The sequence below is a fragment of the Marinibaculum pumilum genome, assembly GCF_042646425.1.
Lineage (GTDB): Bacteria > Pseudomonadota > Alphaproteobacteria > Ferrovibrionales > Ferrovibrionaceae > Marinibaculum > Marinibaculum pumilum.
Genome location: NZ_JBHRTR010000007.1, coordinates 42,942 through 56,730, shown reverse-complemented (window position 1 = coordinate 56,730; position 13,789 = coordinate 42,942). Strand labels below are relative to the sequence as shown.

General features: G+C 70.5%; 13 protein-coding genes. 10 read left to right on the top strand and 3 right to left on the bottom strand.

Annotation, left to right across the window (positions count from 1 at the left end; all coding sequences use genetic code 11):
* The first annotated feature begins 90 nt into the window (after window positions 1-90).
* The 3 genes from iaaH to ACFOGJ_RS02650 are packed head-to-tail and all read left to right on the top strand — an operon-like array spanning window position 91 to window position 3,199.
* Window positions 91-1,521, top strand: coding sequence for an indoleacetamide hydrolase (gene iaaH, locus ACFOGJ_RS02660; RefSeq protein WP_379897906.1), 1,431 nt, complete (start codon window positions 91-93; stop codon window positions 1,519-1,521).
* 34 nt (window positions 1,522-1,555) lie between these two features.
* Window positions 1,556-2,266: an EthD family reductase gene (locus ACFOGJ_RS02655; RefSeq protein WP_379897904.1), complete on the top strand. Its 711-nt coding sequence runs from the start codon at window positions 1,556-1,558 to the stop codon at window positions 2,264-2,266.
* A 48-nt stretch (window positions 2,267-2,314) separates the two neighbouring features.
* Window positions 2,315-3,199, top strand: coding sequence for an NAD(P)-dependent oxidoreductase (locus tag ACFOGJ_RS02650; RefSeq protein WP_379897903.1), 885 nt, complete (start codon window positions 2,315-2,317; stop codon window positions 3,197-3,199).
* Between the two features lie 6 nt (window positions 3,200-3,205).
* On the opposite strand, the gene ACFOGJ_RS02645 is transcribed toward ACFOGJ_RS02650, so the two are convergent.
* Entirely contained in the window at window positions 3,206-3,616 is a 411-nt protein-coding gene (locus ACFOGJ_RS02645; RefSeq protein WP_379897902.1) for a polyketide cyclase, read from the bottom strand.
* A gap of 181 nt (window positions 3,617-3,797) precedes the next feature.
* Here ACFOGJ_RS02645 and ACFOGJ_RS02640 point away from each other — a divergent pair, with 181 nt between their 5' ends.
* The 7 genes from ACFOGJ_RS02640 (at window position 3,798) to ACFOGJ_RS02610 (ending at window position 12,319) form a co-directional block, all read left to right on the top strand.
* Window positions 3,798-5,384 carry a serine hydrolase gene (locus ACFOGJ_RS02640; RefSeq protein WP_379897900.1) on the top strand — a complete coding sequence of 529 codons (1,587 nt, stop codon included), beginning with the start codon at window positions 3,798-3,800 and terminating at the stop codon, window positions 5,382-5,384.
* A gap of 294 nt (window positions 5,385-5,678) precedes the next feature.
* Window positions 5,679-6,137: a (2Fe-2S)-binding protein gene (locus ACFOGJ_RS02635; protein ID WP_379897899.1), complete on the top strand. Its 459-nt coding sequence runs from the start codon at window positions 5,679-5,681 to the stop codon at window positions 6,135-6,137.
* A gap of 2 nt (window positions 6,138-6,139) precedes the next feature.
* Window positions 6,140-8,338 (top strand): xanthine dehydrogenase family protein molybdopterin-binding subunit, encoded by a 2,199-nt coding sequence (locus tag ACFOGJ_RS02630; protein WP_379897897.1) that lies wholly within the window; start codon window positions 6,140-6,142, stop codon window positions 8,336-8,338.
* A gap of 154 nt (window positions 8,339-8,492) precedes the next feature.
* Window positions 8,493-9,752 carry an ABC transporter substrate-binding protein gene (locus tag ACFOGJ_RS02625; protein WP_379897896.1) on the top strand — a complete coding sequence of 420 codons (1,260 nt, stop codon included), beginning with the start codon at window positions 8,493-8,495 and terminating at the stop codon, window positions 9,750-9,752.
* Between the two features lie 4 nt (window positions 9,753-9,756).
* Window positions 9,757-10,728 carry a PQQ-dependent catabolism-associated beta-propeller protein gene (locus ACFOGJ_RS02620; RefSeq protein ID WP_379897893.1) on the top strand — a complete coding sequence of 324 codons (972 nt, stop codon included), beginning with the start codon at window positions 9,757-9,759 and terminating at the stop codon, window positions 10,726-10,728.
* Complete coding sequence (locus ACFOGJ_RS02615) at window positions 10,725-11,495, top strand: ATP-binding cassette domain-containing protein (protein WP_379897891.1); 771 nt, start codon at window positions 10,725-10,727, stop codon at window positions 11,493-11,495. The genes ACFOGJ_RS02620 and ACFOGJ_RS02615 overlap by 4 nt, the downstream gene beginning before the upstream one ends.
* Window positions 11,492-12,319 (top strand): ABC transporter permease, encoded by an 828-nt coding sequence (locus tag ACFOGJ_RS02610; RefSeq protein WP_379897889.1) that lies wholly within the window; start codon window positions 11,492-11,494, stop codon window positions 12,317-12,319. Before ACFOGJ_RS02615 ends, ACFOGJ_RS02610 begins: the two co-directional genes overlap by 4 nt.
* A gap of 8 nt (window positions 12,320-12,327) precedes the next feature.
* Here the strand turns inward: ACFOGJ_RS02610 and ACFOGJ_RS02605 are convergent, their stop codons facing one another.
* Window positions 12,328-13,344, bottom strand: a complete 1,017-nt coding sequence (locus tag ACFOGJ_RS02605) for a substrate-binding periplasmic protein (RefSeq protein ID WP_379897887.1) — start codon at window positions 13,342-13,344, stop codon at window positions 12,328-12,330.
* Window positions 13,341-13,697: a c-type cytochrome gene (locus tag ACFOGJ_RS02600; RefSeq protein WP_379897886.1), complete on the bottom strand. Its 357-nt coding sequence runs from the start codon at window positions 13,695-13,697 to the stop codon at window positions 13,341-13,343. The genes ACFOGJ_RS02605 and ACFOGJ_RS02600 overlap by 4 nt, the downstream gene beginning before the upstream one ends.
* Between the last annotated feature and the right edge of the window lie 92 nt (window positions 13,698-13,789).

Below are 13,789 nucleotides of genomic sequence, written 5' to 3'. Positions count from 1 at the left end.
TCGACTTGCGTCCTGGCGAACAGCGGCTAGCGTCGCGTCTGCGCGGCCGCCGATCAAGGCGCGGCCCGTCACGAAGGAGGAGGGGGTGCCATGCCGGGCAAACATGACCAGGCCATTCACGAGATGGGCGTCGCCGCGTTGGCCGCCGCGATCCGCGACGGCGCGCTGACCGCGGAGGCGGCGGCGCAGGCCTGCCTGGCGCAGGCGGAACGGGCCGCCGGGCTGAACGCCTTCGCCTTCTTCGACGCGGATGCGGTGCTGGCCGATGCCCGCGCCGCCGACAAGGCCCGCGCCGCCGGCGGCACCCTGCCGCCGCTCTGCGGCGTGCCGCTGACCCTGAAGGACAATATCGACACCACCGCCCTGCCGACCGCCGCCGGCACGCCGGCGCTGCGCGACCACCGGCCGAAGCGCAACGCGCCGGTCGCCCAGGCGCTGTTCGACGCCGGCGCGGTGCTGTTCGGCAAGGCCGGCATGCACGAGCTGGCCTACGGCATCACCAGCAACAACGCCGCCTTCGGCGCGGTGCGCAATCCCTACGACCCGACGCGGGTGCCGGGCGGCTCCAGCGGCGGCACCGGCGCCGCGGTCGGCGCGCGCATCGTGCCTGCCGGCATCGGCACCGATACCGGCGGCTCGGTCCGGGTGCCGGCGGCGTTCTGCGGCGTGATGGGCCTGCGCCCGACGACGGGACGCTGGCCGCAGGCGGGCATCGTGCCGATCTCCTCCACCCGCGACACGGCCGGTCCGCTGGCCCGCACAATCGCCGACCTGGCGCTGCTGGACGGCATCGTCACCGGCGAGGATGCGCCGCTGCCGGCGAAGGCGCCGGCGGATATCCGCCTCGGCGTGCCGCAGAGCCATTTCTGGGAAGGGCTGGACGAGGAGACGGGCCGCCTCTGCCGCGACGCCCTGGCGCGGCTGCGCGATGCCGGCATCCAGCTGGTGGAGGTCGACCTGCCCGGCATCGCGGAGCTGACGGCCGCGGTCGGCTTCCCGATCGTGTTCCATGAGGGCCGGGTCGACCTGGACGCCTATCTGGCCGCCGCCGGGCTGGACCTGCGTGCCGCAGATATCGCGCCGCATGTCGCCAGCCCCGACGTGAAGGGGCTGTTCGATGCCCTGCTGGCGCAGGCCCCGGAGGCGGCGGAGGCGGCCTGGAAGGTGGCGGTGGAGGAGCAGCGCCCGCGCCTGATCGCCGCCTACCGCGACGGGCTGGCGAAATACAGTGTCGACGCCTTCGTCTTCCCCACCGTGCCGCTGCCCGCACCGCCGATCGGCGACGACGAGGAGACCCTGCTGAACGGGCAGAAGGTGCCGACCTTCATGACCACGATCCGCAACACCGATCCCGGCAGCAATGCCGGCGTGCCGGGCATCAGCCTGCCGGCCGGGATCACCGACGCCGGCCTGCCGGTGGCGCTGGAACTGGACGGCCCGCCCGGCGGCGACCGCGCCCTGCTGGCGGTGGCGGAGACCGTCGCCGCCGCCCTGCCGGCGATCCCGACACCGAAGATCTGACCCCCGCATTTTCACCCGACCGAAAGGCCAGGCCATGCACAAGCTCGTCGTGCTCTACGGACATCCGAAGGATCCGGAGCATTTCCGCCGCTACTATGTGGAGACCCACCTGCCGCTGGCGGCGAAGCTGCCGGGCCTGAAGGCCAGCCGCTTCGCCTTCGACGTCGCCGGGGTCGGCGCCGACTCTCCGTATTTCTGCATCTTCGAGGGCGAGTTCGCCAACGCCGCGGCGATGGCGGCGGCGATGGAGTCCGAGATCGGCCGCCAGGTCCACGCCGATACCGAGAACTACGCCACCGGCGGGCTGACCGTCCTGCATTTCGACACCGAGGCGGCGGGGCCCGGCCGGCCCGGAATACCGGCGACGGCGGAAGAGGCCTTCGCCGCCGGGCTGGAGGTGCGCCGCGACATGTTCGGCGCAGCGGGCGCAGAGGACCAGATCGCCGCCGCCACCGATTTCACCGGCCCGATGCAGGACCTGGTGACCCGCTACTGCTTCGGCGAGATCTGGCAGCGCCAGCATATCGACCGCAAGACGCGCTCGATGATCACCATGGCGATGCTGGTGGCGTTGGCGCGGCCCAACGAGCTGCGCACCCATGTCCGCGGCGCGATCGCCAACGGCGCCAGCCCGACGGAGATCCGCGAGGTGCTGCTGCACACGATGATCTATGCCGGTGTCCCCGCCGCGGTGGACAGCTTCCGCAACGCCACCGAGGTACTGAAGGAGATGGGGCTGGAGTGATCCGGTCCCGCTGAGACAGGCAACACGCGCAGAAGGGGGAGGACCGACATGCGGATCGGCTTCATCGGCATCGGCAATATGGGCTGGCCCATGGCCGCCAACCTGGTGGCCGCCGGCCATGACGTGACGGTGCAGGACGCCGATCCCGACCTGGCCGGCCGCTTCGCCGCGGAGGTCGGCGGCCGCGCCGCCGCCGGCCTGGGCGAGGTGGCGGCGAACGAGGTCGTGGTCTGCATGCTGCCGACAGGCGCCATCGTGCGCGAGGTGCTGACTGCGGCCGAGGGCGGCGCCTTCGCGGCCGGCCTGAAGCCCGGCTGCATCATCATCGACATGTCTTCCTCGGAACCGGTCGGCACGAAGGAGCTGGGCCCGGTTCTGGCCGAGCGCGGCGCCGTGCTGCTCGACGCGCCGGTCTCCGGCGGCGTGGCGCGGGCCAAGACCGGCGAGCTGGCGATCATGATCGGCGGTGACGACGCGGCCGCGATCGAGGCGGCACAGCCCGTGCTGCAGGCGATGGGCGCGCGGCTGTTCCGCACCGGCGGGCTGGGCAGCGGCCATGCCATGAAGGCGCTGAACAACATGGTGGCAGCGGCCAGCTATGTCGCGACCGCGGAGGCGATGCTGATCGGCCGCCGCTTCGGCCTCGACCCGGGCACGATGGTGGAGATCATGAACGTCTCCACGGGGCGCAACTTCCACACCGACGTGGTGATGAAGGACCATGTGGTGGGGGAGAAGTTCGCTACCGGCTTCGCCGTCGGCCTGCTGGCCAAGGACGTGAAGATCGCCGCCGACCTGGGCCGGGCCATGAAGATGGCTGCGCCGATGGCGAACCTGACGGAGGAACGCTGGGCCACCGCCCGCGACCGTCTGGGCGCGACGGCGGACAATTCCCTGGCGATCACCGTTCTGGAGGCGGATCTGCAGAGCTGATCCGGTTCAGTCCGGCATCGCCTCCAGCAGGCGCTTCAGCGCATCCAGGTCGCGGGCGACCCAGTCGGCGTCGGCGGCGAAGCGTTCGTCCGTCACGCCGGGCTGGCGGAACAGCACCAGCTGCACCTCCGCGCCGTCGCCATTGGGCAGGACCCGCATCGGAACCAGGATCTCCACCCCCGGCGCCAGCACGACCCGATGATCGAGCACGCCGAACGGGTTGCGCTCGCTGAAACGGACCCGGACCGGGCCCTCCGGCCCGTCGGCGATCCACGCGCCCTCCTCGTGGCGCAGGCCGGCACCGAGGCCGGAGGCCCAGCGCGGCATGTTCCGCGGCTCGGCGGCGAAGTCGTACACCTGCCGCCAGGGCCGGCGGATCGTGACGCCGATCATCCGCACCTGCATCGGCTCCGTCATGTGCCGCTCCCCCGTCCTCGTGCGCGCTGCACCGTTCAACCGCCGCGAGGGTAGGGACCGTTCGTCCTTCCTGCCACCGCCCGGCGCGGAATTTCGGGCTTGCAAGAACAGGCCGTTCGGCGACACTTGCCGCGGCTGCATCCGCCGGCCCGAACCGGGCGGCACCGATCGGGGGATTCCGATGCGCGCTTCGCGCCCTGCAGCCCTTTTTATCGCCACCATGCGCCGCACCACGGCGGCCCTGATCCTCGCCGCACTGGCCTTCGTCCTCCATGCCGCTGCGGCACCGCGCCCACAGGCGGCCGAAACCTCCCAGGCCGAGGTCGAGGCAGCCCTTCCCGCCTTCGAAAGCTATGTCGAGGCTTTCATGGCGCAGGCCGGCATTCCCGGCGTGGCGATCGGCATCGTCGCCGACGACCGTCTGGTGCATGCACGCGGCTTCGGCCAGCGCCAGCTCGGCGGCAGTGCGGCGGTGGACCCGGAGACCCTGTTCCAGATCGGCTCGATCACCAAGTCCTTCGCCGCCGGGACCGAAGCCTGGCTGGTCGACCGGGGGCGGCTGGCCTGGGACGACCGGGTGGTCGACCTGGTGCCCGGCTTCCGCATGATGGATCCCTGGGTCACGGCGGAGTTCCGGGTGATCGACCTGCTGGCGCAGCGCAGCGGCATGCCCCCCTACGTGCTGGGAGAGATGGTGGTGCTGGGCTATGACCGGCAGGCGATGATCGACGCCATCCGCCATGTCGCGCCGGTCAGCAGCTTCCGCACCACCTTCGGCTACCAGAACGTGCTGCACCTGGTGGCGGAGCAGGTGGTGATGAAGGCCGGCGATGCCGCGTCCTGGGAGAGCTTCCTGCGCGACCGGATCCTGAGCCCGCTCGGCATGACGGCCACCAGCAACACGGCCGCGGCGATCTCCGGCGCGGCCAACCATGCCGTCGGCCACAGCCGCTCCGGCGGTGCGATCCATCCGATCCCGTTCGACGAAGACTTCTACAATGTCGGCGCGGCGGGCAACATCAACTCCAACATCGTCGACATGGCGCAATGGCTGCGGCTGCAGATCAACCGGGGCACGGTCGACGGGACGACCGTGATCGGCGAGGCGGCTCTGACCCATACCTGGCTGCCGCAGGTGGCGGTGGTGCAGGGCGGTTCCTATGCCAGTGGCCTGGTCGCCGGCAGCGACGCGGCCGGCCGGGTGATCTGGCACAACGGCGGCACCAACGGCTTCGCCAGCTTCCTGGGCTTCGACCCCGACCGGAAGGTCGGCATCGTCGTGCTCACCAATCTCGCCCTGCCGGGTGCCGGCGACGCCATCGGCAACCGTTTCCTGGACGCGATGCGCGGCCGGCCGGCGGTGGATCATGGCGCGCTCCTGCTGCAGGCCGCGGCGGCCCGCGACGCGGCCGAGCGTGAGGTGCTGCAATCGCCGCCGGCGAACCCGCGGCCCGCGCTGCCGCTCGCCGCCTATGCCGGGCTCTACGACAGCCCGATCTTCGGCCGGGTCGCGGTGGATGCGGACGGGTCCGCCCCGCTGCTCCTGACGGTGGGCCCGCGCAACACCCAGATCGCGCTGACCCACTGGGATGGCGACATCTTCGCGGTGCACTTTCCCGACCCCGCGGCGCGCGGGATGGAAGACCCGATGGGCTTCCTGCAGTTCGAGCCCGGCATCCAGGGCGGTATCCGCAGCTTCGTCCTGGACTTCGACACCGGCGCCCTGGACGGCCCTGACCGGCCCCGCTTCCGCCGCCTCGCGGACTGACCCCAGGCGCGTGCATCGGTGAAAACGTGATCGCCCGGAAGGTTGCTTCCGTGGTCCCTGCGCTTGATTCACGGCTGTATTGAGCGCAACACTACCCGTATCGGACGAACGAGAGTCCTGGAAGGGCCGCCACGTCCGGCAGGAGATGATCGCAGAGACCTGACCCGCATGCGGCCGCGCCACCCGGCATGAGCCGCACGCCCGCGCGGGCTGCGGCGCCGCGGCCGCCATCACGGGCGCCGCCACATGCGTCACCATGCGCCTCATCTCCTGGCCATAACGGGAGGAGACCGGATGATCACGCTCAAGGTGAATGGCGAGCAGCGCCAGGTGGATGTCGAGGACGACACGCCATTGCTGTGGGTGCTGCGGGACGAACTCAAGATCACGGGACCGAAATTCGGCTGCGGCATCGCGATGTGCGGTGCCTGCACCGTACAGGCCGACGGCACGCCGATCCGGTCCTGCCAGACCATGGCCGCCGACGCCGCCGGGATGGAGATCACCACCATCGAGGCGATCTCCGGCAAGGAAGCGAAGGCGATCCAGGCCGCCTGGGAGGAACTGGCCGTGCCGCAATGCGGCTATTGCCAGTCCGGCCAGATGATGAGCGCCACGGCGCTGCTGCGCGACACGCCGAAGCCGACGGACGGTGATATCGACGCCGCCATGTGGGGCAATGCCTGCCGTTGCGCCACCTACCATCGCATCCGCGCCGCGATCCATCGCGCCGCCGAGATCATGGAGGGCTGATCATGCTGCCGATGCCACACCGCATGCCGAAGGCGCTGACCACCCCCAGCCGCCGCGGCTTCCTGAAGCTCTCCGCCGGCGCCGGCGCCGGCCTCGTCATCGGGCTCAAGCTGCCCGCCCTGGCCAATCCGGGAACCGGCGCCCGCGCCGCCACCGGCGATGGCGCCTTCAACCCCTTCGTCCGGATCGCCCCCGACGACACCGTCACCGTGATCATCAAGCATCTGGACAAGGGCCAGGGTTCCGCCACCGGCCTCGCCACCCTGGTCGCCGAGGAACTGGACGCCCGGCCCGACCAGGTGCAGGTCGAGTATGCCCCGGCCGACACGCCGGTCTACAAGAACCTGGCGTTCGGCGTCATGGGCACTGGCGGCTCCACCGCCATGGCCAATTCCTTCATGCAGTACCGCGAGGCCGGTGCCGTCGCCCGCGCGATGCTGAAGGATGCAGCCGTGAAGCAGTGGGGGGTCGCGCTCGCCGACCTTGAGGTGAAGGACGGCAAGGTGATGCACGCCAAGTCCGGCCGCAGCGCCAGCTTCGGCGAGCTGGCGGAGGCCGCCTCCGCCCTGCGGGTGCCGACCCAGGTCGACCTGAAGAAGCCGGAGGACTGGGTCTATATCGGCAAGGGCTTTCCCCGGGTCGACGTCGTCAACAAGTCGCACGGCGCGCCCAACACCTACGGCATGGACCTGCATCTCGACGACATGGTCGTCGCGGTGATCCAGAAGCCGAAGATGTTCGGCGCCAAGCTGGTCGCGGTCGACGACACCGCGGCCAAGGCGGTGCCCGGGGTGCTGGCCGTGGTGCCGCTGCCGGTCGGGGTCGCGGTCTTCGCCACCTCCACCTGGCCGGCGCTGAAGGCGCGCAACCTGCTTGAGATCGAATGGGACGCCGCCGAGGCGGAGACCCGCTCCACCGACACGATGCTGCAGGAATGGGCCGCCCGGTCGCAGCAGCCGGGGACGGTCGGCCGCTCCGACGGCGATGTGGGCAAGGCCCTGGCCGATGCCGCACAGGTGATCGAGGCGGACTATACCTTCCCCTATCTCGCCCATGCGCCGATGGAGCCGATCGACATCGCGATCCGCTTCGACGGCGAGACGGCGGAAATCTGGACCGGCTCCCAGCTGCAGACCATCGACCAGGCGGTCGCGGCCAGCGTGCTGGAGATCCCGCCGGAGAAGGTGGCGATCCATACGATGTGGGCAGGCGGTTCCTTCGGCCGCCGTGCGATCTACAACTCCCACTATGCGGCCGAGGCGGCGATGCTGGCCAAGGCCTGGGGCAAGCCGCAGCCGGTCAAGCTGGTCTACAGCCGCGAGGATGACATCACCGGCGGCTATTACCGCCCCGCCTTCGCCCACAAGGTGAAGATGGCGCTGGACAAGGACGGCATGCCCACCGGGCTCTACTTCCACTCGGTCGGGCAGTCGATTTTCGCCGGCACGCCGTTCGAGCCGGTCCTGGTGCATAACGGCGTGGACAGCGCCTCGGTCGAAGGGATCGAGGACATGACCTATGCGATCCCCAACGTGCAGGTCGAATCCACCATGGCGCAGTCCAAGGTGCCGGTGCTGTGGTGGCGGTCCGTCGGCCATACCCAGAACGCCTATACGATGGAGACCATGATCGACCGCGCCGCGCGCGCCGCCGGCAAGGACCCGGTCGCCTATCGCCTGGCCCTGCTGAAGGACGATCCGCGCAAGACCGGCGTCCTGAAGAAGGCGGCGGAGATGGCGAACTGGGATGCCGGGCCGCCGCAGGGCCGGCATCGCGGCGTCGCGGTGCACCGCTCCTTCAACAGCTATGTGGCCGAGATCGCGGAGGTGTCGAAGAACGACGACGGGACCTTCAAGGTGGAGAAGGTCTGGTGCGCCGTGGATTGCGGCGTGCCGATCAACCCCGACAACATCAAGGCTCAGATGGAGGGCGGCATCGGCTATGGCCTGGGGGCGATCCTGCGCAACCAAATCACCATGACCGACGGCATCGTCGACCAGGCCAATTTCGACACCTACGAGCCGCTGCGGATCTCCGACATGCCGGATGTCGAGGTGGCCGTCATTGCCTCGGCCGAGGCACCGACAGGCGCCGGCGAACCCGGCACCCCGCCGATCGGACCGGCGGTGGCGAACGCCATCCTGGCGGCGACCGGCAAGGCCTATTCGGACCTGCCGCTGTCGAAGCACGACCTGGTCTGACCCTCACGGTCCGACCATCCGGCGGCGACCCCCTGGTCCTGCCGGAACTAGGTCAGCAACAGGGCGGCCCGGCCGGACAGTCCCGGCCGGGCCGCCGCTTTTGATCCGGCCCTGTCGGCCGGCGCATCCACCGCCACCGGATTGCCCGCCTCACGTGAACCGCTCCCCCTGCCTTGTGCCCGCCGCTGTCGCAGCCCCCGCTGCCGCACCCCCATCTGCCGCACCCCCATCTGCCGCCCTGGGCGCGGCCGCGCTCCTCGCTCTCCTCCTGGCGCTGTTGCTGCCGGCCGCCACTGCCCGGGCCGACGCGCCGGCGATCCCGGTCGGCCTGCTGGTCCAGCATCAGGCCCGGCCGCCGGGGCTGGCCAACCTCGACGTGCCGCCGGAAGACGAGGGCCTGCCCGGCGCCCGGCTGGCGATCGACGACAACAACACCACCGGCCGCTTCACCGGCCAGACCTTCGCCCTGCAGGCGGAGCTCCTGGCGCAGGACGCCGACCCGGTCACTGCCTTTCGCCGGATGCGGCAGGCCGGCATCGACCTGTTCGTCCTGCAGCTGCCCGCGGACGCCCTGCTGCGCGTCGCCGACCTGCCGGAGGCCGCGGATGCCCTGTTGCTCAACGCCGCCGCCCCGGATGACCGGCTGCGCAGCGGCGACTGCCGGGCCGGCCTGCTGCATGTGGCGCCCAGCCGGGCCATGCTGGCGGACGCGCTGGCGCAGTTCCTGGTGCGGAAGCGCTGGTCCGACTGGCTCCTGGTGCAGGGCGCCCGGCCGGAGGATGCGCTGTTCGCCGCCGCCATCCGCCGCGCCGCGGAACGCTTCGGCGCGGAGATCGTGGCGGAGCGGCAATGGGACTATGGCCCCGACGCCCGCCGCAGCGCCCAGGCCGAGGTGCCGGTCTTCACCCAGGGGGTCGACTATGACGTGCTGGTCGTCGCCGACGAGGTCGGGCTGTTCGGCGACTACCTGATCTATCGCACCTGGGACCCCCGGCTGGTCGCCGGCACCCAGGCGCTGGTGCCGACCTCCTGGCACACGACGGCCGAGCAGTGGGGCGCCACCCAGCTGCAGAATCGCTTCGAGGAGGCGCATGGCCGCCGCATGCGGCCGCTGGACTACCAGGCCTGGCTGGCGGTGCGTGCCTTCGGCGAGGCGGCGCTGCGGACCCGCAGCGCCGACCCGGCGGTCCTGTCGGCCTTCATGCGCGGGCCGGACTTCCGCCTGCAGGGCTTCAAGGGGCGCGCCCTGACCTTCCGCGACTGGAACGGCCAGCTGCGGCAGCCGATCCTGCTGGCGGCACCCGCATCCATGGTCTCGACATCGCCGCAGGAGGGATTTCTGCATGAAACGGAAGAGCTGGACACCCTGGGCCTGGACCGCCGCGAGTCTGACTGCCGCACGACGAGCGGTTGAGCCGATGCGGATCTCCGTCGCCGCCGCGTTCGCCGGCCTTCTTCTGCTGCTTGCCCCTGCGGCGGAGGCAACGACGGTCTATGTCTCCAACGAGAAGGACAATTCCATCTCGATCCTGGACGGCGACAGCCTGCAGGTGCGCGCCACCGTGCCGGTCGGGCAGCGGCCGCGCGGCATCGCGCTGAGCAAGGACAACCGGCACCTCTATATCTGCGCCGGCGACGACGACATCGTGGAGATCCTGGACCTGGAGACCCTGAAGGTGACCGGCACCCTGCCGTCCGGGCCGGATCCGGAACTGTTCGTCCTGCATCCCGACGGCGACACCCTCTACATCGCCAACGAGGACGACAACCTGGTCACCGTCGTGAACATCCCGAAGCGGCAGGTCGACGCCATCATCGAGGTCGGCGTGGAGCCGGAGGGCATGGGCATCTCGCCCGACGGCAGGATCCTGGTGAACACCTCCGAGACCACGAACATGGCGCATTTCATCGACACGGAGAGCAACAGCATCGTCGACAATGTGCTGGTCGACAGCCGCCCCCGCTTCGCCGAGTTCAGCGCCGACGGCGCCGAGGTCTGGGTGACGTCGGAGATCGGCGGCTCCACCGCGGTGATCGACGTGGCGACCCGGGAGGTCCTGGCCACGATTTATTTCGACCTGCCGGGCATGCGCGCGTCGATGATCCAGCCGGTGGGGGTGCGCCTCACCTCCGACGGGAAGAAGGCCTATATCGCCCTGGGGCCGTCCAACCATGTCGCGGTGGTCAATGCGCAGACCTACGAGGTGGAGGACTATCTTCTGGTCGGCAAGCGTGTCTGGCAGCTCGCCTTCTCCCCCGACGAGACCCGGCTCTACACCACCAACGGCGCCAGCAACGACATCTCCGTCATCGATACGGAGACGGATACGGTGCTGAAGTCAGTGCCCGTCGGGCGCTATCCCTGGGGCGTTGTGGTCAGCCCGGAATGAGCGACCGCGCCCCGCCGGCCGCCCTCGAGATCGACGGCGCCGGCCACAGCTTCGGCCGCCGGCGGGCACTGGACGGCCTGACATGCAGCATCGCCCCCGGCAGCTTCACCGTGCTGCTGGGCCCGAACGGCGCCGGCAAGACGACCCTCTTCTCCCTGGTCAGCGGGCTGCTGCCGCTGCGCGAGGGACGCATCGCCGTTTCCGGCTTCGACATCCGCCGCCAGCGCAGCCAGGTACTGCGCCGCCTGGGCCTGGTGTTCCAGGCGCGCAGCATCGAGCCCGACCTCACCGTGGCGCAGGTGCTCCGCTACGGCGCCGCGCTGCAGGGCATCGGCCGCCGGACGGCGGGGGAGCGGATCGCGACCTGGCTGGACCGCGGCGGCCTGGCCGACCGGGCCGGCGACAAGGTCCGCACCCTGTCCGGCGGCCAGCAGCGCCGGGTGGAGATCCTGCGTGCCCTGCTGCACGATCCGGCGCTGCTCCTGCTGGACGAGGCCAGCACCGGGCTCGACATCGACAGCCGCGCCGCCCTGCTGGCGGAGGTTCGCGGCCTCTGTTCCGCGCAGGGCACGGCCGTCCCCACAGCCGTACTCTGGGCCACTCACCTGATCGACGAGATCGATCCGGTCACAGACCACCTCCTGGTACTCGCGGAGGGCCGCCTGCGCGCCGCCGGCACGGTGGCGGAGGTGCTGGCAGCCGCGGGAACCGACGATGTCGCCACCGCCTATCGCCGCCTGACCGCGCCGACGGCCAAGGCGGCATGACCGCCTTTCCCCCTTCCCTCGGCCCGGCCGCCTGGGCGACCTGCTTCGGCGGCATCCTGGCGCGGGAGGCCGGGCGCTTCCTGCAGCAGCGCGGCCGCCTGATCGCCGCCCTGGTGCGGCCGCTGGTCTGGCTGTTCATCTTCGCTGCCGGCTTCCGCTCGATCCTCGGCGTGTCGGTGCAGGACCCCTACCAGACCTACATCCTCTATCAGGTCTATATCGCGCCGGGCCTGGTGGGCATGATCCTGCTGTTCGCCGGCATGCAGGGCTCGCTCTCCATGGTCTACGACCGGGAGATGGGCTCGATGCGGGTGCTGCTGACCAGCCCGCTGCCGCGCTGGTTCCTGCTGGCGGCGAAGGTCGTGGCGCAGATCTGCGTCGCCGCGGTTCAGGCCTACATATTCCTGGCGATCGCCTGGATCTGGGACGTGCGGCCGCCGGGCTGGGGCTATCTGGCGGCCCTGCCGGCGATCCTGCTGTCGGGCGTGATGCTCAGCGCGATCGGGCTGCTGCTCTCGTCCTTCGTGCGGCAGCTGGAGAATTTCGCCGGGGTGATGAACTTCGTCATCTTCCCCGCCTTCTTCGCCTCCAGCGCGCTCTATCCGCTGTGGCGGATCCGCGAGACCAGCGAGGTGCTGTACCTGGCGGCTGAGGTCAATCCCTTCACCCATGCGGTGGAGCTGATCCGCTTCGCGCTCTACCAGCAGGTGGCCTGGACCTCGCTGGCGGTCGTGGCCGGCACGGCGGTGGCGGCGATGGCGGCGGCGGTCTGGGCCTATGACCCGCATCGCGGCCTGGCGGCCCGCCGCGGGCCGGCGGCATAGAGGGCCGTTCAGTCGCCGCGCAGCAGGTAGCCCAGCGAGATCGCTGGCTGGATGTCCGGCGCCCGCGGCGGCACGTAGGTCATCTCCGCCTCCGCCGCGAAGCGCGCCGGCGCCTCGCCGGCCAGGATCCGATCGAGCGCCTGGTCCACCGCGTCCAGCAGGTCCCGATCCTCCGCCCGCGCGACAAAGCCGAAATTGAAGCCGACCGGATGCAGGTAGCCGGTCGGATGGATCTCCGCCTTCTTCTGCCGGCGCCGGTAGGTGTCGAAGCGGTGAAGCTCCATCATCGCGAAGTCCAGGTTGCCGGCGGCCAGGTCGGCGATCAGCCCGCCATGCGGGACATAGTGGATGATCGAGTCCACCAGCTTGCGCTGCCGGTAGAGCATCAGGATGGTGTCCGCCAGGGTGCCTTCCTCGACCCCGATCCGCTTGCCGTCCAGCGCGTCCAGGGAAGAGATCTCGTAGACCCCCAGCGCGGGGCCGGTCATCACCGCCAGGGGTGCGAAGCGATAGGCCCGGCTGTGATCGATCGCCGCCGGCGGCACCAGCGGCTTCCTCGGACCGTCGGTCAGGCGGACGATCTCCGGCACCTCCAGCACCGCCCGCTTGGTGCCGCCGGGGCCGTCGGCGATGGCGACGATCTCCGGCAGCGGGCGCATGCTGTCGGTGGGTGCCTTCAGGGTGCCATGGTCGAGCAGATAGCCACCGACCAGGTCGCAGAGATCGCCGCCCAGAAGCGCCTGGACATCGCCCTTGAGACTGCTTTCCTCATCCTCCTCCGACCGGAACCAGACGATCGTCAGGGGCCGCGACAGCGCCTCCGCCACCGCCCGGGTGATCGCGAGGTCGAAGCCCTCGCCCTCCGCCCGGCGGTCGACGGAGAAGGGCGGGCTGTTTGCCTCCATGCAGACCCGGAGCGGCGTCACGCCGCCAGCGATCTCGATCTGGGCGACGGCATCGCGCGCGGGCAGCCCTGCCGGAAGCAGCGCGACGGCCGCAGCGACGAATGCGGCCGCCCGCCTCACTTCTTCCGGTCCGGATGGCTGATGATATAGGCGTAGATCACCTCGATCTCCTCGGGCCGCAGGATGTCGCCCCAGGCCGGCATGTCGCCCTTGCCGTTGCTGACCGTGTCCACGAACTGGTCATGCTGGCCGGAGGGCCATTTCCGCAGGTCGAAGGACGCGGTGCCGGGATTCTTCAGGTCCAGGCCGTGGCAGTGGGAACAGAAGCGCTTGTAGGCCTTCTGGCCCGCCTTCCGGTCGGCTTCGCTGACGGTCTCGTCGGCAGCGAGGCCGGATGGCGCAACGGCGAGGGGCGCGGCAAGGGACAGGCACAGGCCGGCCGCGACGATCAGCCGGCGGATGGACACATTCATGACGCTTACTCGCACCATACGGAGCTGGCGGGCGGGAAAGGCCGGCGCGTAGCGGCGGCACCGGCCAACGGAAGCGGAACCCCGGGCCGATG